Origin of the sequence: Pedobacter vanadiisoli (assembly GCF_042684385.1) — a bacterium.
Taxonomy (GTDB): domain Bacteria; phylum Bacteroidota; class Bacteroidia; order Sphingobacteriales; family Sphingobacteriaceae; genus Pedobacter; species Pedobacter vanadiisoli.
The window spans coordinates 164,243-183,032 of the sequence record NZ_JBHULL010000044.1; the positions used below are offsets into that span (position 1 = coordinate 164,243).

Here is an 18,790-nt window from a genome sequence, read left to right on the forward strand (position 1 = left end):
TTTAATTCGTTTTCTTTTTCGCAAACTCCATTGCAGCGGCGACAAATTTAACAAAAAGTGGGTGAGGATTAGCAACTGTTGATTTTAATTCTGGGTGAAATTGTCCGCCAACAAAAAAAGGATGGTTTTTAAGCTCTACAATTTCAACTAAATTGGTCTGTGGATTCATGCCCGAGGCAATCATGCCGGCGTCTTCATATTGCTTTAAATAAGCGTTGTTAAATTCGTAACGGTGACGGTGGCGCTCATTAATATGCGATTTTCCATAAATAGAAAAAGCTTTTGTACCTTTTTTAATATCGCATGGATAAGATCCTAAGCGCATGGTTCCGCCCTTATTGGTTACTTTTTTCTGCTCTTCCATCATATTGATTACCGGATTTGCCGAATTTTCTTCAATTTCTGTAGTGTGCGCATCCTTTAAGCCTAAAACATTACGGCCAAATTCTATAACTGCACATTGCATACCCAGACAGATTCCGAAGAAAGGAACATTGTTTTCGCGAACATACTTAATGGCATCAATTTTACCTTCAATGCCGCGGCTACCAAAACCAGGTGCAACTAAGACCCCTTGTAAATGGCCTAATTTCTCTTTTACATTATCTGGGAAAATACCTTCAGAGTGGATATATTCTACCTTAACCTTACATTCATTTTTCGAACCTGCGTGTACAAAAGATTCGATAATCGATTTATAGGCATCCGGCAACTCTACATATTTACCAATCAAGCCAATTCTTACTTCTGCAGTAGGGTTTTTTAAACGGCCTAAGAAATCTTTCCAGCTTTCCATATCCGGATCGTTTTTGGTAGGCAGTTTTAATTTAGATAAAACAGTTTTATCCAGTTGTTCTTTTAACATCAGCAATGGCACATCGTAAATAGTAGATGCATCCATCGATTCGATTACCGCATTGATGTTAACGTTACAGAATAACGCAATTTTTTTTCTTAAGTCAGCACTTAAATGGTGCTCGGTACGGCAAACCAATATATCTGGTTGTATTCCGTATTCCAATAAAGCTTTAACGGAGTGCTGGGTCGGCTTGGTTTTTAACTCACCTGCGGCAGCTAAATAAGGAACCAGGGTTAAGTGAATTACAATAGCATTGGTGCTGCCTTCTTCCCACTTAAACTGACGAACAGCTTCTATAAATGGTAAAGATTCAATATCGCCAACCGTTCCACCAAGTTCAGTAATTACAATATCGTATTCACCGCTTTCGCCCAAAATACGCATGTTGCGTTTAATCTCATCAGTAATGTGTGGCACAACCTGTACCGTTTTGCCTAAATATTCACCTTTACGTTCTTTGTTAATTACATTTTGGTAAATGCGGCCGGTGGTAATGTTATTTGCCTGCGAAGTTGGAACGTTAAGGAAACGCTCATAATGACCAAGATCCAGGTCGGTTTCAGCACCATCTTCCGTAACAAAGCATTCGCCATGTTCGTATGGGTTTAAAGTTCCTGGATCGATATTAATGTACGGATCGAATTTTTGAATGGTTACACGGTAGCCACGTGCCTGTAAAAGTTTAGCTAAAGATGCGGAAATGATGCCCTTACCCAAAGAGGAAGTAACACCGCCCGTAACAAAAATATACTTTGTCATGATTGATAATTTGTGAAATTAAGCAGGCTTTCTAGACCTGTTTAATTGTTTTTGTACGGGATACAAAGATACAAAAAAATATCGCTCGTTTAAGCTACTCGTCCGAATATTTTTTAATTGAATTATAACTCTGATATTGACTGTTTTAGGGGGAAATGTTGCTTTAAAGTATCAACGTATAAAGTTCTTTTTTAATATCTTCTATCTTTCTGGGATTCTTTTTATCATCATAACGCGTATAAAGATCAAGCATTTTTTTGAAATCCTTTTCTGTATCCGTTCTTTTTCCTTTTGCGGGGGGAGCAATGTTTAAGATCGGAACATTTTTCGCTTCAACCTTGGTAGCAAACCAGGTGGTGTTATAACGTGGTATAGCCAAACCCAATATCATTCCTGGTAAACCGGTAAACCCTTCCGGACCACCTTTTAATAAAATCTCATCGGTATAAAAAGCCACTACAGTAACAGAATCGTTTATTACCGTTATGGCTTTGCGGCATTCGTAACCTGCAATTTGGCGCACATCGTTCATGATTTTCCAACGGAGATGGGGGATGGTGTCTTTTAAGATAAAATCTTCACCCGATATCGGTTTTCTTATGACTCTTGTTTTTTTGCTGAAATCAGTATATAACTCATTCGTATTCTCACCTGCAATAAAGAAGAAATTATTGTCGTTTAGGGTTTCTTTTGGTTTGATTTTGTAAATGGATGTACTATCGTTAAAATTATAATCCCAGTTAGAAATCCTGTATTTACTCATTTTATCCTTTGCATCGTCTGATATCCAGGTATTAGAGGCCAATTGCTGCTTTTGATTGATCTTTTTCTCGAACGTTATTTTAGCACTTTTGATGAAAACAGTTTGCGCTTTTGTTATTGTAACTGCAAGAAATAGCATTATTGTTAATCCTAAATGTTTCATCTTCTGTTATTTTTTGTCTTGTTTAATGAAGTTTCCCGTTAAATTATAGGTGATTCCAATGAGCACATACCTTGGAATAAAACTGTTCGTATATTCGCTGATGTTATTGCCACCAACGTAACGGTTGTAGCCGATTTTTTGAGCCAGAATATCTGAAATGGCTATTTTTAATTCTAATTCCTGTGCTTTAAGCATCTTTTTTGATAAGTAGGCGTTCCACAGTGCGATATTTACCGGTGTACTAAACGAAGCATTTGCAGGCTGATAGGATAAAGAAATAGTGGTGTTAAATTCAGTGTTGTAGGGAAGTTCTATATTACCTGAAATTTCGTGGTTGTGGCTAAAGTTTCTGCCATTATTAATAGAACCGATTGATGAACGGCTGTTTGAAAAAGTAGCGGATGGATTATATTGAATTTGAACTTTATCACTATAGTAGCTAAAACGGGGGCGTATATTAATACTGTTGTTTACATTCTCATTTAACTTATTGTTTAAGATCGAAACTGAGTTAGAATGGTTAAAACTGGCATTTAAACCCGCATTAAAATGAATTTTACTGAAGCCTTTATTAAAGCTCACACCCCCGTAAAAGTTATTGTTGCCGTTTAAATTGATATAACTACTTGTGGTTTTGTTCACATCATCAACTGTTCTGGAGCTTACAACAGCATTTTTGGTAAAGCTGTAACCGCCATAAAAATAGGCATACATCTGCGATTTTTGTTGATAGGTATTGAAATTAAAGCTGAAATTATTGTTAAATGATGGTTTTAAATTTGGATTACCTTTAATTTCGTAAAGTGGATTGTTTATTTGCCTGATGGGCTGTAATTGATCTAAACTAGGCTGCCGGGTATATCCGCTATAGCTTAAGGATGCACTTGTACTTTTACCAAGTTTATAATTAAGATTACTCTGTGGTGCCCAGTTTAAATAGTTGCGGTTAAATTTACTGTTGCGGTCTAAATCATTCAGTTCGAATGTTGTTTCGGTAGCTTCTGCACCACCAGATAAGGTGAATTTCTTTGCCCTGTATTGCAATACCACCTTACCTATATTAGAAAAGTTATTGAAATCGAAATTATTGCTTAGCGAATCAATTCGCCTGTTATTTAACGATTTATCGAACACCAGTTTATGGCTATTGGAGTTAACCGTTTTAAAACTATAAGCGGTTTGCAGCGAAAATTGTTTGCCCAGTGGTTCAGTGTATGCTATTCTTGCGCCAAGAGAGCTTTCACTGCCAGAGTTGTCGTTAAGGAAATCTTGATTGATGGTTCGGTTAATTGCGCCACTATCGTCATAATAATGGGTAACACTTAAACTGTTGCCCAAACTGGTGCTATTTTTGGTTTCAGGCTGTAAATCAATCGAGAGTGTTCTCCCTTTCTTTATAAACTTTTTGGAGTAATTGATATTGCCGTTAAACAGGTCATTGTTTCCATTACTATCATTAGTTTGATCACTGTTATTTACAAATATCCCTGCATCATTTTTAGTTTCGTTAGTGCTTACATATTGATTGTAGTTTTTTCGTTTACTGCCTGCAAACGATATTTTTAAGGTAGAAAGCGAATCTAATTTAATATCAACGCTACCTTTTAAACTCTGTCCGGTGTTCCTGGTTTCGCTGTTTGCGCTACTTGAACTAAAGAAGTTTGTTCCGTTAGGCAGTAACGACTGGTTTTTGGATGTTGTTCTGTCTAATATGTTTCTGTCGCTGCCTTTATAGTTAAGTTTTAAACCAACTTTGTTCTCGTTCCATTTATTAGAGAAATGCGCACCATAGCCTGTTACATCCGGTAGCCCACTTGATGGCGAAAAATCATCCTCATCACGACTTCCATAACTGATCATCATTGTACTGCCGTCATCGCCAACTTCGATTATATCATAATCATTGCCTTTAAGTTTGCTCATGGCAGCACTCGCTTTCGAATCCTGATTGGTATTGGAGTTAGAACCAAACACTGCCGCTTTTAATTTATTTTTGTAGATACCAGCCATGCCACCCATGTTTTTGTAGTGCTTAAGGTCGCTGTTAGCATCTAATGTGCTCAAATAGCCATTTTTTGCATTTTCCTTGAGCTTAATATTCATGACCTTTTCCTTGGATTCGCCTTCCTTAATGCCCGATAGTTCTTCTGTCTTTGTTTTTTTATCGTAAACCTGGACTTCGCTAACGGCATTGGCTTTCAGGTATTTCTGGGCCAGAAGCGGATCGTCGCCAAAAAATTCTTCCCCATCAACCAACAGCGTATTTACATCTTTTCCGCCTGCTTTTATTGCACCATCCTTATCAACCTCTATTCCAGGTAATCGCCTTAACAGATCCTGCAGGTTAGCATGTGGCTTTACTGCAAAACTATCTGCCTGGTAGGTTATGGTATCACCTTTCATGCTAATGGCTTGTTTTTGTGCTTTAATTACAACTTCATTTAAAAGTGTGGCTTTACTATCCATCGGGATATTGCCAAGGTTAAACCGGCTGGAATCAGAAAGCTGGATATCGCGGATATAATCGGCCATTTTGGGGTAGGTGATCACCAGTGTATAGGTGCCTTTTTTTAAACCCGACAATTCAAATTCGCCATTGGCTTTTGCCCTGACATCTTTAACCAGGATAGAATCTTTGTTATTAATGAGCAGTATGGAGCTGTTGGCCAGGTTCTTTTTTTCTACTGTATCAACTACTATACCTTTAATGCTGGCTTTTTGGGCCAGGGCAGGGAGAAACAGTGCCGAAAAAACAAAAACGGCGAGAAAATTCTTGAGCATTACTGAGAAACGTTAGTAAACAGTTGTTTGGTTATCTATTGTGAAAGTACAACTATTTTCTTAGTTATTAAAAATATTTTAAATATTTTTTATCATTCGAAAATTATTATTGTAAAACATCTCCATCTGATTGCTGGATTAATTTCCTAATCAATACCAGCTGTCCTAAATGGTAATAACTGTGTTCAGTTACAGCTTCTATATTACGTAGATAGGTGCCATATTTTTCATCAACAAAAACTTCATCAAGTCTTTCTTCGGGCATTTCTGCCACTTCCTGAATAAAATCTGTTGAATTGGCCAGAAAACTTGCTATCAGCTGTTTCCAGTCTTGGGCAGAGCGGAGAGGAGGTAAATCAAAGCTATATTTGTCTTTGATGGTTAATGGCCCACCCCTGAATACCTGTAAAAGTCCGGCTAAATAATAATTAATGTGGTAGGTTAGGGCTGCAATGGTATTTAGATCTGCTACCTGATGGATAGCCTGTTCATAGCTGATGTTTTCCAGTTGATCTTTATAATTGGTGTTGGCAATCCAATATCCATCTAATAAAACAGCTCTTAACCGGCTTGCAATAAGTTCAGTTTTTTTCATGCAGACATACTTTGAGAGGCGCATTATTGCGACTTAAGTACTTTAAATTACATGTAATAGCTGAATTTACAATGATTTACTCTTTATTTTCATAAATCTATATGTCTTTTTAGCTGATATACAGGCTGATTCAATCCGACAAGGCAGGGATTAGCTGGTGGATTTTTAAAATTTTAAATTCCGAATTATACGGGCAATTTTATAAAACCTAAAGCTAAAATGATACACGCTGCAAATAACATTATTGCCGAATCGTCAATTGGGCATTCCGTAACGGTAACTGTCCTGATGATTCCGCACTGGCCATTCACTGAGCAATTTCTGTAGTTCGGATCCCCATTGCCTGCACTTTCACTTGCAGCATTGGCTAGTGGTGGTGTAATAGAGCAATAACTATCTAAACTTTTAGAATCAGTTGTACTGCTATAAAAAGTCACCGTATAACCATTGCAACTTCCTGATCCACCCGAAACATTGGTGTATATAGGATCACTTGTACGGGGCAAACCTGTATTATGCTGGTATATAACGCAGCCCGTATACGTTGTAGATTGTGCATACGTATTTAATGCAGTTAAGGATAAAATAAATATCCATGCAAACTGAAGACGTTTCATTAATGTAATCAATAAAATACCATATGAACCAATTGTTAATCGGCTCGTTTGATAATATTAGACAGGAATAGACATTTCAAATTTTATTATTAGCCTTCGCCCATAATAGAATTTGAGTGCAAATATAAGTGTTATATTAACGATTAAAAAGTTTAATGTTGAGGTTTTAAGTCTTAATTGGTTTATCGCACTCCAATTAAGAATGTATCAGTCTGTTTTCTTGGCCTGAAATTATCAAGGCTAAAATAAATTACATAGAGTATAATGCCTTGAACGGCCTGTCGTAATGAATAGAAATTAGCAACAGTTATAGTAAATCTTTACTTTCTGTTCTTTCTCGCTCCAGGCGATGTAAATATTATTTTCTTTACCTAAACGATATTTGAAACCATTTAAGCCTGTTTTTTTCAATTCTTCGTAAAGTGGTTTATCAGGAACGTAATTGTCGGCCTTATCTTCAGGCATTACTGCAGGTTCCAGAAAGTTTTCATCGCTAAAAAAATCATCAGCAATGGTTTTTATGAAAACAATCTGGTCTTTCTCTTTTCTCAAATCAATATTGGGGTCAGTACTCCCTAATAATTCTGTACCCTTTATTTTGACGTTATAGATCTCTTTTCCGTCAGCTTTTTTTATGGTAAAAGTCAATACCATTTCTTCAGGTTTTCTACCGGTAAGTTCGATTTTAAAAGTATCAAGTGTTTTTAAATCAGAGAATGACTTGGTTATACTTTGGTTAACGTTTTTAAATTCGATAGCATGGGGTTCCTTTTTATCTCTCGAATTGCAGGCGACAAGCGCAAACAGACAGGTAATAACGAAGAGCAGTATATTTCTCATATCCAAAATTACAAATTTTATGTTTCTTTTTATATAAGACAAAAATACCAAGCCCGGTAATTAAAATATTGCAAGTTCCACATTAGTTTTTATATTTGCGTAACTGATTACGTAATTAATTGTTGTTATGAATTTTTTTGAAGAAACCGGTAAAGTAGCTATAGGCAGCAGGTTAAGGATGCTTACTGATAAGGTAACTGAAGATGCCGCACAGATTTATAAGCTGTATAATATAGATATGCAACCTAAGTGGTTTCCTGTATTTTACACTTTGGCCCAGGACAAAGAAAAAACGATTACTGAACTGGCTAAAGATATTGGCCATTCTCATCCATCGGTAAGCAAAATTATTAGCGAGATGCTGAAAAAAGGTTATATTAAAGAAAGTAAAGACAAGACCGATGGGCGTAGAAATGTGGTGAGCCTTTCTAAAAAAGGAGTGGAAATTTCAGAAAAAATAAAAGACCAGTTAATTGATGTAAATGCTGCCATTGAAGAGATTTCGGCACAGACACAAAACAAACTTTGGGAAGCGATAGGTGAGTGGGAGTTTTTATTGGAACAAAAAAACTTATTGAGAAGGGTAATGGAAAAGAAAAAAGAAAGAGACAGTTTAAAGATTGAAATTGTAGATTATCAGCCTAAATACCAAGAAATATTCAGATCGCTAAATGTAGAATGGATTTCAAAATATTTTACCATGGAAGAATCTGATTATAAAGCTTTGGATAATCCACAGGGCTATATTTTAGATAAAGGTGGGGTAATATTAATTGCACGCTACGAAGGTGAACCATTAGGTGTTTGTGCGTTAATTAAAATGAATAACGGCGAATATGATTTTGAGCTGGCCAAAATGGCCGTATCACCAAAAGCCCAGGGAAAAAATGTAGGTTTTTTATTGGCAAATGCTATTATTGAAAAAGCGAGGTCGTTAGGTGCATCTAAACTTTATTTAGAAAGTAATACCATCCTAAAACCAGCGATAAACCTTTATCACAAATTAGGCTTTCAGAAAGTGGCAGGTAAGCCCACACCGTACACACGATGTAATATTCAGATGGAACTGGTTTTGAAATAGTCCGGAGTCAGCAGTCGGGAGTCCGGAGACAATTAGCCTGTTAAAAAAAAAATCAACGAATGAACCAATGACCAATAAACTAATAAACCTTACCCGTATTTCTGCGTCTTCAATAGATTACTTAGCTTCAATAAATCTTCAGGTGTATCTATAGCCACTGTTTCTAAGTCAGTTACTTTTGTTTGGATATAAAATCCATTTTCGATCCAGCGGAGCTGTTCCAGGCTTTCGGCAATTTCTAAAGAAGAGGGCGGAAGTTTGGTAATGGCTTTTAATGATTCGGTACGGTAACCATAAATACCAATGTGTTTGTAAAACTGGTGTTTCTCTGCCCATACACCTGGTTCGCCATTTCTGATAAAGGGTATTGGACTACGGCTAAAGTACAGGGCCCGGCCATTAACATCAATTACCACTTTTGGGCTATTAGGGTTATGGACACTTTCCTGACTTTGTATTGGTTTGATCAAGGTGGCCAATTGTACTTTTTCCTCAGTAAAGCAACTTACCAATAATTCTATTTGTACGGGTTCGATAAAAGGTTCGTCGCCCTGGATATTGATCGCAATATCATATCCAGGTAAGTTTTCAATTACTTCGGCACACCTGTCGGTTCCGCTCTGGTGATCACTTGAGGTAAGGATAAATTCTCCGCCAAACCGCTTTATATCGTCGGCAATGCGTACATCATCAGTTGCCACAATTACTTTAGACAAGCTTTTAGCTTTTGATGCCTGCTCATAAACCCTCTGGATCATGGTTTTACCGGCAATATCAACTAAAGGCTTGCCAGGAAAACGGGTAGAGTCATAACGTGCAGGAATAATTCCAATAATTTTTTGACCGCTTAAAGCTGAATTTGATTTTTTATTGCTCATCTATTTCCAGTTTTCTGGTTTGTTATGCTCAAAATCCTTTTCCTTATTTATCACACTATTATATATCCACTCTTTTATTAAGAGCTGATATTAAAATAATCCATTTATTTCGGCCTCAATAGATTGGATCACTGTGCCTAAATCTTCTGGATTATTAGTAAAATCCAGCTTATCTTTGTCTAAAATCAGTAATTTACCAAGGTTGTAACCTTTTATCCAGGCTTCGTATTTTTCGTTCAGTTTAGAAAGGTAATCGATACGGATACCCGCTTCATATTCACGTCCGCGGCGCTGGATATTGTTAACCAATGTAGGTACCGAAGCGCGCAGATACACCAATAAATCGGGTGGTTTGATAAAGGAAGTAATGTTATCAAAAATGGCACGGTAATTATCATGATCGCGGGTGGTCATTAACGCCATATCGTGCAGGTTTTCGGCAAAAATATGTGCATCTTCATAAATAGTCCTATCCTGTATCACATTACGCTTATTTACTTCAATATCCGTAATCTGCTGAAAACGGCTGTTCAGGAAATAAATCTGAAGATTAAAGCTCCAGCGTTTCATATCGCTATAAAAATCTTCCAGATACGGATTGTTATCTACCGCCTCATATAAAGCTTCCCATCCGTAATTCTTAGCCAATAAACCGGTTAAAGTGGTTTTACCGGCACCTATATTTCCTACAATTGCTATGTGCATTTTCTTTAGCTATGAGATGTGAGATTTGAGATATAAGACTGAGAAATCATCTAATGTCTCGCTTCTCAAATCTATTAAAATTATTAAAAACTTTTAAACCCGATTAAACTACGAACCTCTTTGATGGTTTTTTGTGCGCTTTCACGGGCTTTTAATGCGCCATGTTTAGCTACTTGCCTTAAATAAGCATCATCTTTCGCAATATCCAAAATACGTTCACGCATTGGTGCGGTAGTGATAATCATATCTTCAGCCAGTTGTTTTTTGAAATCGCCATAGCGGATTTGCATTTTGTTATACAGATCTTCAAAATGTGCAAGTGTATCAGCACTCGAAACCACTTTCATTAAATCGAATAGATTCTGGATCGGTTCAGGTTTTGGCTGGTTTTCCTCTGTCGGACCACCATCACTCACTGCTTTCATTACCTTCTTACGGATCGTTTCCGGATCGTCTGATAAATAAACCGCATTGGCTTCGCCCTCTGATTTGCCCATTTTACCTTTACCATCCAAGCCAGGTACTTTAACCAGGTTGTCTGAGTAGCTAAATGCGTAAGGTTCAGGGAAATATTCAGTATTGTATAATCTGTTGAAACGATTTCCAAAAGTACGGGCCATTTCCAAATGTTGCTCCTGGTCTTTTCCTACCGGTACTTTTGTAGCTTTATGGATTAAAATATCAGCCGCCATTAACACCGGGTAGGTCAATAAACCAGCATTAACATTGTCTGGGTTAGCACGCACTTTGTCTTTAAAAGAAGTACTGCGTTCAAGCTCACCCATATAAGCGTTCATGTTCAGGTATAAATAAAGCTCCGCAATCTCCGGAACATCACTTTGAATATAGATGGTACTGTTTTCCGGGTCGATTCCGCTTGCCAGGTATTCAACCAGTACATGTCTGATATTTCCATGTAAATCGGCCGGAGTAGGGTGCGTTGTTAAAGAATGTAGATCGGCAATAAAAAAATAGCAATTGTAGTCGTTCTGCATCTGCACGAAGTTTTTAACCGCGCCATAGTAATTGCCTAAATGTAATTTTCCTGTTGAGCGGATACCGCTCACCACTGTTTCTTTCATAATGGCACGAAATTAAAAATAAAATACAAGCAATCGGCAAATCGGGTTAATTTTCGTGGCAAGAATTTTTATAGAGGGTATTGTCTTATCAGGGGGAAAATGTCTTGTTCCAGTTTTCCCGTTGATTTTGCAGCGTTTTATCCTAAATACTTTCGTCATGCTGAATTCATTTCAGCATCTATCCTGTAATAAAGACCCTGAAACAAGTTCAGGGTGACGATCTGTCAATCTTAAACCAATGCGGGCATTTATCTTATCTTGATTTCCAACTGATTACGTAGATATAGACAGCGTTTTTTTGTTTGAAAGTTGGGGTTCAGTGCTTAGTGGCGGCCAGCGGTCCTGCTTTCCGTTGCAAGTCCTCTCCCGATGAAAAATCGGGATTCCGGGCTTTTCACTGCAATCAGGCTTAAGAACAAAGTGGGTTGCTCAGAAAATATAAATTCATCTGCGGTGATCATCTTAAATCAGCGGGCATTTATCTTGCCCTTGGTTTCCTGCTGATTCCGCAGATATAGGCAGCGTTTTTTGAAAGCTTTCGTCATGCTGAATTCATTTCAGCATCTATCCTGTTATAAAGACCCTGAAACAAGTTCAGGGTGACGATTTGTCAATCTTAAACCAATGCGGGCATTTATCTTATCTTGATTTCCCACTGATTACGCAGATATAGACAGCGTTTTTTGAAAGCTTTCGTCATGCTGAATTTATTTCAGCATCTATTCTGTTATAAAGGCCCTGAAACAAGTTCAGGGTGACGATTTGTCAATCTTAAACCAATGCGGGCATTTATCTTATCTTGATTTCCCACTGATTACGTAGATATAGACAGCGTTTTTTTGTTTGAAAGTTGGGGTTCAGTGCTTAGTGGCGGCCGGCTGTCAAGCTTTCCATTACAATGTTATTTATCACAGCTTTAACCCTTAGTTTGAAATTTCAAACTATTTTATATTTTTGGTATATCTATGATCAACTTTCTAAGGCAAGTACACCGGATTTGGTTTTTATTCTGGATACTGTTTTTTTTCGCGCTCTTTTATCCCCTTTATTACATTACCTCACGTAATGAAAAATATTACAGCATTCTTAATTTTTGCCGTAAAGCCAATAGTTTTTTAAGCAGCCTGTTTTCGGGAGTTTTTTTTCGCTACCATTACGAAGAAAAGCTCAATCCCGAGCAAACTTATATCTATTGCGCCAACCATACCTCTAATTTGGATATTATGATTTTCTGTATTATGGGGCATGGTAAGTTCCATTTTATGGGAAAAGATGAATTATTGAACAACCCTATATTAGGCATTTTCTTTAAAACCATCGATATTTCTGTTAACCGCGACAGCAAGATTTCTGCCTTTAAGGCATTTAAAAAAGCCGGCGAAAATTTAGAAAAAGGCATGAGCCTGGTTATTTTCCCCGAAGGAAAAATTGATGACCATTATCCGCCAAAGTTAGGCGAATTTAAAAATGGCCCTTTCCGTTTGGCAATAGATAAAAATATCCCCCTGGTACCAGTAAGTATTGCCGATGTATGGAAAATTAACTGGGACGATGGCGCCAAATATGGAAGTAAGCCCGGAATTTGCGATATTTACGTCCATAAACCTATAAACACTTCAGTTTTGGCCGATGTTGATGCTGATATTTTTAAAGAAAAGGTTTTTAAATTGATAGACAGTAAGTTAGTATAATATGAATTTAGACGCAAAAACCATTCATAAAATAGCCGATCTGGCCCGGATTCATATTGATGAAAAGGAAGTAGATACGCTGATTCCCGAAATGAACAAAATTTTGTCATTTATGGAAAAGTTAAATGAATTGGATACTTCGGAAGTGAAACCATTGGTTTATATGAACGAATCGGTAAATGTTTGGCGGGAAGATGTGGTGAAACAAGAAATTTCTACAGCTGACGGATTAAAAAACGCTGCAAAACATACAGATCGGTTTTTTATGGTTCCGAAGATTATCGAAAAATAATGGATCAGTACCTGTAAGATTTATATTTGTGCTTAATTTTTAATCCACTTGTAACATCTTGCACCTTATGCTTGTCTAAAAAAGAAAAGACATGGAGAAACCACTCATCACTATAAAAGAAATCGGCCGTAAATATGTTATTGGATCTGAAGTTATTCATGCACTAAAATCAGTTTCGCTAGATATCTATAAAGGTGAATTTGTAGCATTGATGGGCCCATCAGGTTCGGGTAAATCTACCCTGATGAATATTTTGGGTTGTTTAGATACACCCTCAAGCGGAACTTATGTTTTAAACGGAACCAATGTAAGCCACATGAGCGATGATGCACTTGCAGAAGTGCGTAACCAGGAAATAGGTTTCGTTTTCCAGACTTTTAACCTATTGCCTCGATCCACTTCTTTAGATAATGTTGCATTGCCTTTAATTTATGCCGGAACAAGTAAAAAAGACAGGGATGCAAGGGCGGCTAAAGCATTAGAGAATGTTGGTCTGGGCAACCGTATGGATCATAAACCAAATGAACTTTCAGGCGGTCAGCGCCAGCGTGTGGCTGTAGCCAGGGCATTGATCAATAATCCATCCATTATCCTCGCCGATGAGCCTACCGGTAACCTGGATACCAAAACTTCGGTAGAAATTATGGGACTGTTGGAAGAAATCCACAGTAAAGGAAATACCATTATTTTGGTAACGCACGAAGAAGATATTGCGCAACATGCACACCGAATTGTACGTATGCGTGATGGTTTGATCGAAAACGATTATTTAAATACAGATATAAAAAATGTATCCCCGCGCTTGCAGGCCTTGAAAGAGACTGGCAGCGATTGGGAGAAAATTAACTAAGGCATAGGGTATAAGGTTTAACGCGTAAGGTTTTACCCTAAACCTTCTACCTTCAACCCTTTAACCTTGCTAAATGAAAATCTACACTAAAACTGGCGATAAGGGGCAAACATCACTCATAGGTGGTACCCGGGTTCCAAAATACCATTTACGTATCGAAACTTATGGTACTGTTGACGAGTTAAATTCGTACATCGGTTTAGTGATGTGCCAGGATATTGATCTGCATGATCAGCAACTGTTAAAAGAAATCCAGGATAGGTTGTTTACCATTGGAGCATCGCTTGCGGCCGATCCTGAAAAGTCTAAAATGAAAATTCCTGATCTTCATTATCGTGATATCACTTTGTTGGAAGAGGAGATTGACCTGATTAATGAAACTTTACCTCCTTTAAAACATTTTGTTTTACCTGGCGGAAATACTGTAGTATCTTACTGCCATATTGCACGTTGTGTATGCAGAAGGGCAGAACGCTTAACAGTAGAACTTGCAGAAAACAGCTTTGTAGATGAGCATGTAACAGTTTATTTGAACCGTTTAAGTGATTATTTATTCGTTTTGGCACGAAAACTGACGGTGTATTTCAGGGTAGAAGAAAACATTTGGATTCCGCGTGTTTGATGGTGGAAAAATAAGTTTGTTTTGCTCAAAAATTTTAATATACTTTGCGCAGTAATAAGAATTTAATAGAATTGAAGATATGTATTGGACATTAGAATTAGCATCGCACTTGGAAGACGCACCATGGCCTGCAACTAAAGACGAATTAATTGATTATGGTATCCGCTCCGGAGCTCCTGTGGAAGTAATTGAAAACTTACAGGCATTGGAAGATGACGGCGAACCTTATGAAACAATTGAGGAAATATGGCCGGATTATCCGACTAAAGAAGATTTCTTCTTTAACGAAGACGAATATTAATGATCAGTTGCATAAAAAATTAAAAAAAGCAATTTCCCAAAAAGAAGTTGCTTTTTTGTTTTTACAGGAATATCTTCATTTCGACAGGAACAAAGGGGCGCGGTGAGATTTACTGGTTAATAGATCTCTCAACTATGCTGCACTCTACTCAAAATAATACCCTTTTGTTTTATTAAAGTTTGTTAATAAGGTACAAATACAACAACGTTGGTAAATCTATATAGCCATTTGCCCATACTTATTTTAAAGGTATATTTTGAATACGCTTTGCAATAAAAACTTACATTTTTTAAACAAAAGCCAAAAGCCACGTGTTAATATACCAATAATATAACATTGCTAAAAAATTAACACTATGGGAAATTTATTGTATTTAGTTGCAGTAGTATTGGTAATACTATGGGTGATCGGATTTATATTTCACGGCTTCGGCGACGTTGGCGGAATAATCCACGTTTTATTGGTAATCGCAGTTATTGCAATCCTGCTTAAAATTATTGGCAGGGCCGCATAAAATATATTTGGCGAGCATTCCGATAGCTTAAAATGCTATCGAACAAAAAAGGGCTTTAAACTAAAGCTCTTTTTTGTATTCTTAATTTTTAAGTAACAGTTCTGCCAGTTCGAGATCTATAGGATAGGTGATCTTTATATTTTCTCTTTCTCCTTCAATAATGTTGATCCCGTAACCAACTGACTCTACCACGCTAGCATCATCGGTAAAATGATTGGCGAAATCCTGATTATAGGCTTCTCTTAAAATACTAAGACTGAATGTTTGAGGAGTTTGTACCAGGTACACCTCGTCGCGTTTTAAAGCCGATGTTTTTTTGTCTCTGAGCATGCGAACGCTATCACTCGATTGTATTGCTGCAATTGCATTTCCCTGCACTTCAGCCGCCTTAAAACAGTTATCGATAAGGGTTTTTGATGCCAGTGGACGAACGGCATCATGTATTGCCACAAAGCCATCTCCTTCAATGGTTTGGAGGGCATTTTTTACTGAATGGAAACGCTCTTTGCCACCATCAATAACTTCATGAGGAATTCGGAAATTAAATTCTTCACACAAGTGCGCCCAATTGTCCTGCTGATCTTTACTAAGCACCAATAAAATTTTAGGCTGAGTGTCGCTTTGCCCAAAGGCCTTTATGGTGTGCATTAAAACCGGGAGATTTTTGAGCAATAGAAATTGTTTTGGGGTTTCCGTTTGCATCCGATTTCCAGAACCGCCTGCTACAATTATAGCGTAGTATTTCATGTGAAGAGATATGAGATAATAGATTTGAGATATGAGACCTGGTTTAAATCAGATCTCATATCTCAATACTCAAATCTATATAATTAGCATGGCATCGCCATAGCTGTAAAATTTATATTTTTCTTTTACGGCAACTTCGTAAGCGTTCATTACGTTTTCATAACCGCCAAAAGCACTTACCATCATCAGTAAAGTAGATTCTGGTGTGTGGAAATTGGTGATCATTGAGTTCGCAATACTAAAATCGTAAGGAGGGAAGATGAACTTGCTCGTCCAGTCGTTAGCTGCTTTTAATGTTCTGTTTGCAGAAACAGCAGATTCGATAGCACGCATTGAGGTTGTTCCAACCGCACAGATTTTCTTTTTATTTTCTATCGCTTTATTGACGATGTTCGCGTCTTTCTGTTCGATGATGAACTGCTCAGAATCCATTTTATGTTTAGTCAGATCCTCAACCTCAACCGTTCTGAAAGTTCCTAAACCAACGTGCAGTGTAACTTCTGCAAATTCCACTCCTTTAAGCTCAAGGCGTTTCATTAACTCGCGACTGAAGTGCAAACCAGCAGTTGGTGCGGCTACAGCTCCCTCGTGTTTTGCGAAAATAGTTTGATAACGTTCTTTATCTTCAGCTGTTGCTTTACGTTTAATGTATTTAGGCAGTGGGGTTTCGCCTAAAATTTCGACATTTTTTCTAAACTCCTCATCAGTACCTTCAAATAAGAAACGGATGGTACGGCCACGAGATGTGGTATTGTCTACTACCTCTGCAACCAATAAATCATCGTCGCCAAAATATAATTTGTTACCAACACGGATTTTACGGGCTGGATCAACCAAAACATCCCATAAACGTAATTCCTTGTTTAATTCACGCAATAAGAAGACTTCAATAGTTGCACCGGTTTTCTCTTTATTGCCATATAAACGTGCAGGAAAAACTTTAGTGTTATTTAATATCATTACGTCTTTGTCATCGAAATAACCTAAAACGTCTTTGAAGATTTTATGTTCAATTTTACCGCTGTCTTTATGCAACACCATTAATCGTGCTTCGTCGCGCTCTTCAGCCGGATTGTTGGCTACTAATGATTCAGGTAAGTTGAATTTGAATTGTGATAATTTCATTCTTGATGAATTTTTTGAGGTGCAAAAATACGAATTTAATTTTTCTTTTTCGTATTTTATCAAACGCAATTTATGTATATAATGTTTTAACCATTTTAAATCAAATAATACAGTACAAATAATGCATTGAAGACATAAATTTAATTAGTTTTGAAGATAAGCTGTAACCTTTTTGATGACTTTGCATCTAACCTTTAATTATGATAATCTTTAGGCTAATAGGCGAGAGTTTCCGTTTTGCATTTGATGCGTTGCGTCAGAATAAATTACGCACCATGTTATCGCTCCTGGCGATAACAATCGGTATTTTTACCATTATTGCGGTATTTTCTGCGGTAGATACCTTTCGTGGTAAATTGCAGGCCAGTGTAGATAAACTCGGGTCTAACACCATTTATATTCAAAAATGGCCTTGGAGCTTTGGTAATAATTATCCTTGGTGGAAATATATGAACCGTCCTCAGCCTTCATTACGTGATTTTGAAGCCCTTCGTGAGCGAATTGAAAATGCACAGGGGGTTACCTTCGAAATATCGACTAATGATAGGACGATTAAATATAGAAGTAACTCTGTAGAAGGCATTTCAGTGTGGGCAGCAACGCACGATTTTAATAAAACCTGGAATTTCGAACTTCAGGATGGCCGGTATTTTACAGAAAATGAAAGTAAAAACGGTTCGCCCGTTTGTATTTTAGGTTCTGATGTTGCTGACGGACTTTTCGATGGAGACCGTGCCGTAGGCAAGCAAATACAGATATTGGGAAGAAGATTAACCGTTGTAGGCGTTTTTAAAAAAGAAGGAGAAGATATGTTGGGTGTTTCCCTGGATAAAAACGTGAACATTCCAATTGCCTTTGCCAAAGGTATTCTCGATATTCAAAGTGAACGTTACGGACCTCAGATAACTGTTCGCGGTAATGATAATGTGAGTTTGGAAGAGGTAGAAAGCGAATTGAAAGGTTTAATGCGTTCTATACACAGGATCAAACCAGGTCATGAAGAAGATTTTGCGCTTAATAAAACCACCATTATTTCTAACCAGTTGGATTCGATGTTCAAGATGGTAAATATTGCTGGTTGGGTAATCGGTGGATTTTCGATCCTGGTTGGTGGTTTTAGTATTGCCAATATCATGTTTGTATCAGTTAAAGAACGTACCAATATTATCGGTATCCAAAAATCGCTGGGTGCAAAAAACTATTTTATTCTGCTTCAGTTCATATTCGAATCCATTTCGCTTTGTATTTTAGGTGGCCTGCTGGGTTTATTACTCGTCTTTTTGCTTGCGCTCGTAATTGGGGCAGCCACAGATTTTCATATTATACTGGGCTTAAATAATATTGCCTTAGGTATTGGAATATCAATCATTATAGGCACTATTTCTGGTTTTTGGCCAGCCTATTCAGCTTCGCGGTTAGACCCGGTTGAAGCGATCAGAAGCTAGATCAGTTAGCAACTTCTGGTTTGCAGTTGCACTGTCCTTTGTTCATAAACCTTATTGAAGTGGATAGCCCACAGCGAGGTA

At 37.4% G+C, this 18,790-nt stretch carries 19 protein-coding genes; 8 read left to right on the forward strand and 11 right to left on the reverse strand.

The window, feature by feature from the left end; genetic code table 11:
* Nucleotide 1 precedes the first annotated feature (1 nt).
* From ACFSR6_RS21915 to ACFSR6_RS21940, 6 genes are all read right to left on the reverse strand, one after another.
* Nucleotides 2-1,618: a CTP synthase gene (locus ACFSR6_RS21915; protein ID WP_379083008.1), complete on the reverse strand. Its 1,617-nt coding sequence runs from the start codon at nucleotides 1,616-1,618 to the stop codon at nucleotides 2-4.
* 163 nt (nucleotides 1,619-1,781) lie between these two features.
* Nucleotides 1,782-2,543, reverse strand: coding sequence for a GLPGLI family protein (locus tag ACFSR6_RS21920; protein WP_379083010.1), 762 nt, complete (start codon nucleotides 2,541-2,543; stop codon nucleotides 1,782-1,784).
* A gap of 6 nt (nucleotides 2,544-2,549) precedes the next feature.
* Nucleotides 2,550-5,324 carry an outer membrane beta-barrel protein gene (locus ACFSR6_RS21925; protein WP_379083013.1) on the reverse strand — a complete coding sequence of 925 codons (2,775 nt, stop codon included), beginning with the start codon at nucleotides 5,322-5,324 and terminating at the stop codon, nucleotides 2,550-2,552.
* 106 nt (nucleotides 5,325-5,430) lie between these two features.
* On the reverse strand, nucleotides 5,431-5,919 hold the full coding sequence (locus ACFSR6_RS21930) for a DinB family protein (RefSeq protein ID WP_379083016.1): 489 nt from the start codon (nucleotides 5,917-5,919) through the stop codon (nucleotides 5,431-5,433).
* A 185-nt stretch (nucleotides 5,920-6,104) separates the two neighbouring features.
* Complete coding sequence (locus tag ACFSR6_RS21935; RefSeq protein ID WP_379083018.1) at nucleotides 6,105-6,536, reverse strand: hypothetical protein; 432 nt, start codon at nucleotides 6,534-6,536, stop codon at nucleotides 6,105-6,107.
* 297 nt (nucleotides 6,537-6,833) lie between these two features.
* The gene (locus tag ACFSR6_RS21940; protein ID WP_379083020.1) at nucleotides 6,834-7,376 is read right to left on the reverse strand and encodes a hypothetical protein; all 543 of its coding nucleotides are present in this window, start codon (nucleotides 7,374-7,376) and stop codon (nucleotides 6,834-6,836) included.
* A 127-nt stretch (nucleotides 7,377-7,503) separates the two neighbouring features.
* Between ACFSR6_RS21940 and ACFSR6_RS21945 the strand changes: the two genes are divergently transcribed.
* A complete protein-coding gene (locus ACFSR6_RS21945; protein WP_379083022.1) occupies nucleotides 7,504-8,457 on the forward strand; it encodes a bifunctional helix-turn-helix transcriptional regulator/GNAT family N-acetyltransferase in 954 nt (317 codons plus the stop codon).
* A gap of 89 nt (nucleotides 8,458-8,546) precedes the next feature.
* Here ACFSR6_RS21945 and kdsB read toward each other — a convergent pair whose 3' ends face one another.
* From kdsB to trpS, 3 genes are all read right to left on the reverse strand, one after another.
* Nucleotides 8,547-9,335: a 3-deoxy-manno-octulosonate cytidylyltransferase gene (gene kdsB, locus ACFSR6_RS21950; protein WP_379083024.1), complete on the reverse strand. Its 789-nt coding sequence runs from the start codon at nucleotides 9,333-9,335 to the stop codon at nucleotides 8,547-8,549.
* A gap of 90 nt (nucleotides 9,336-9,425) precedes the next feature.
* Nucleotides 9,426-10,040: a deoxynucleoside kinase gene (locus tag ACFSR6_RS21955; RefSeq protein ID WP_025144984.1), complete on the reverse strand. Its 615-nt coding sequence runs from the start codon at nucleotides 10,038-10,040 to the stop codon at nucleotides 9,426-9,428.
* Nucleotides 10,041-10,123: 83 nt separating this feature from the next.
* Nucleotides 10,124-11,122: a tryptophan--tRNA ligase gene (gene trpS, locus ACFSR6_RS21960; protein WP_379083027.1), complete on the reverse strand. Its 999-nt coding sequence runs from the start codon at nucleotides 11,120-11,122 to the stop codon at nucleotides 10,124-10,126.
* Between the two features lie 965 nt (nucleotides 11,123-12,087).
* On the opposite strand from trpS, the gene ACFSR6_RS21965 reads away from it, so the two are divergent.
* The 6 genes from ACFSR6_RS21965 (at nucleotide 12,088) to ACFSR6_RS21990 (ending at nucleotide 15,392) form a co-directional block, all read left to right on the forward strand.
* Nucleotides 12,088-12,813, forward strand: a complete 726-nt coding sequence (locus ACFSR6_RS21965; RefSeq protein WP_379083029.1) for a lysophospholipid acyltransferase family protein — start codon at nucleotides 12,088-12,090, stop codon at nucleotides 12,811-12,813.
* A gap of 1 nt (nucleotide 12,814) precedes the next feature.
* Entirely contained in the window at nucleotides 12,815-13,105 is a 291-nt protein-coding gene (gene gatC / locus ACFSR6_RS21970; RefSeq protein WP_379083032.1) for an Asp-tRNA(Asn)/Glu-tRNA(Gln) amidotransferase subunit GatC, read from the forward strand.
* A 91-nt stretch (nucleotides 13,106-13,196) separates the two neighbouring features.
* Nucleotides 13,197-13,955, forward strand: coding sequence for an ABC transporter ATP-binding protein (locus ACFSR6_RS21975; protein WP_379083035.1), 759 nt, complete (start codon nucleotides 13,197-13,199; stop codon nucleotides 13,953-13,955).
* A 73-nt stretch (nucleotides 13,956-14,028) separates the two neighbouring features.
* Entirely contained in the window at nucleotides 14,029-14,577 is a 549-nt protein-coding gene (locus ACFSR6_RS21980; RefSeq protein WP_379083038.1) for a cob(I)yrinic acid a,c-diamide adenosyltransferase, read from the forward strand.
* Nucleotides 14,578-14,656: 79 nt separating this feature from the next.
* On the forward strand, nucleotides 14,657-14,878 hold the full coding sequence (locus ACFSR6_RS21985) for a DUF2795 domain-containing protein (protein ID WP_010603503.1): 222 nt from the start codon (nucleotides 14,657-14,659) through the stop codon (nucleotides 14,876-14,878).
* A 355-nt stretch (nucleotides 14,879-15,233) separates the two neighbouring features.
* Nucleotides 15,234-15,392 carry a lmo0937 family membrane protein gene (locus ACFSR6_RS21990; protein ID WP_143009563.1) on the forward strand — a complete coding sequence of 53 codons (159 nt, stop codon included), beginning with the start codon at nucleotides 15,234-15,236 and terminating at the stop codon, nucleotides 15,390-15,392.
* A gap of 81 nt (nucleotides 15,393-15,473) precedes the next feature.
* Here ACFSR6_RS21990 and ACFSR6_RS21995 read toward each other — a convergent pair whose 3' ends face one another.
* Both ACFSR6_RS21995 and queA read right to left on the reverse strand, forming a co-directional pair.
* On the reverse strand, nucleotides 15,474-16,139 hold the full coding sequence (locus ACFSR6_RS21995; protein ID WP_379083041.1) for a 2-C-methyl-D-erythritol 4-phosphate cytidylyltransferase: 666 nt from the start codon (nucleotides 16,137-16,139) through the stop codon (nucleotides 15,474-15,476).
* Nucleotides 16,140-16,214: 75 nt separating this feature from the next.
* The gene (gene queA, locus ACFSR6_RS22000; protein ID WP_183760021.1) at nucleotides 16,215-17,264 is read right to left on the reverse strand and encodes a tRNA preQ1(34) S-adenosylmethionine ribosyltransferase-isomerase QueA; all 1,050 of its coding nucleotides are present in this window, start codon (nucleotides 17,262-17,264) and stop codon (nucleotides 16,215-16,217) included.
* Nucleotides 17,265-17,464: 200 nt separating this feature from the next.
* Here queA and ACFSR6_RS22005 point away from each other — a divergent pair, with 200 nt between their 5' ends.
* Nucleotides 17,465-18,709, forward strand: a complete 1,245-nt coding sequence (locus ACFSR6_RS22005; RefSeq protein WP_379083045.1) for an ABC transporter permease — start codon at nucleotides 17,465-17,467, stop codon at nucleotides 18,707-18,709.
* The last annotated feature ends 81 nt before the right edge of the window (nucleotides 18,710-18,790 follow it).

Coding starts and splice junctions, on each gene's coding strand:
- queA (WP_183760021.1), bottom strand. CDS start 17,264: ATGAAATTATCACAATTCAAATTCAACTTACCTGAATCATTAGTAGCC.
- gatC (WP_379083032.1), top strand. CDS start 12,815: ATGAATTTAGACGCAAAAACCATTCATAAAATAGCCGATCTGGCCCGG.
- ACFSR6_RS21945 (WP_379083022.1), top strand. CDS start 7,504: ATGAATTTTTTTGAAGAAACCGGTAAAGTAGCTATAGGCAGCAGGTTA.
- ACFSR6_RS21920 (WP_379083010.1), bottom strand. CDS start 2,543: ATGAAACATTTAGGATTAACAATAATGCTATTTCTTGCAGTTACAATA.
- ACFSR6_RS21915 (WP_379083008.1), bottom strand. CDS start 1,618: ATGACAAAGTATATTTTTGTTACGGGCGGTGTTACTTCCTCTTTGGGT.
- ACFSR6_RS21955 (WP_025144984.1), bottom strand. CDS start 10,040: ATGCACATAGCAATTGTAGGAAATATAGGTGCCGGTAAAACCACTTTA.
- ACFSR6_RS21965 (WP_379083029.1), top strand. CDS start 12,088: ATGATCAACTTTCTAAGGCAAGTACACCGGATTTGGTTTTTATTCTGG.
- ACFSR6_RS21990 (WP_143009563.1), top strand. CDS start 15,234: ATGGGAAATTTATTGTATTTAGTTGCAGTAGTATTGGTAATACTATGG.
- ACFSR6_RS21925 (WP_379083013.1), bottom strand. CDS start 5,324: ATGCTCAAGAATTTTCTCGCCGTTTTTGTTTTTTCGGCACTGTTTCTC.
- ACFSR6_RS21985 (WP_010603503.1), top strand. CDS start 14,657: ATGTATTGGACATTAGAATTAGCATCGCACTTGGAAGACGCACCATGG.
- ACFSR6_RS21975 (WP_379083035.1), top strand. CDS start 13,197: ATGGAGAAACCACTCATCACTATAAAAGAAATCGGCCGTAAATATGTT.
- trpS (WP_379083027.1), bottom strand. CDS start 11,122: ATGAAAGAAACAGTGGTGAGCGGTATCCGCTCAACAGGAAAATTACAT.
- ACFSR6_RS21930 (WP_379083016.1), bottom strand. CDS start 5,919: ATGAAAAAAACTGAACTTATTGCAAGCCGGTTAAGAGCTGTTTTATTA.
- kdsB (WP_379083024.1), bottom strand. CDS start 9,335: ATGAGCAATAAAAAATCAAATTCAGCTTTAAGCGGTCAAAAAATTATT.
- ACFSR6_RS21940 (WP_379083020.1), bottom strand. CDS start 7,376: ATGAGAAATATACTGCTCTTCGTTATTACCTGTCTGTTTGCGCTTGTC.
- ACFSR6_RS22005 (WP_379083045.1), top strand. CDS start 17,465: ATGATAATCTTTAGGCTAATAGGCGAGAGTTTCCGTTTTGCATTTGAT.
- ACFSR6_RS21935 (WP_379083018.1), bottom strand. CDS start 6,536: ATGAAACGTCTTCAGTTTGCATGGATATTTATTTTATCCTTAACTGCA.
- ACFSR6_RS21995 (WP_379083041.1), bottom strand. CDS start 16,139: ATGAAATACTACGCTATAATTGTAGCAGGCGGTTCTGGAAATCGGATG.
- ACFSR6_RS21980 (WP_379083038.1), top strand. CDS start 14,029: ATGAAAATCTACACTAAAACTGGCGATAAGGGGCAAACATCACTCATA.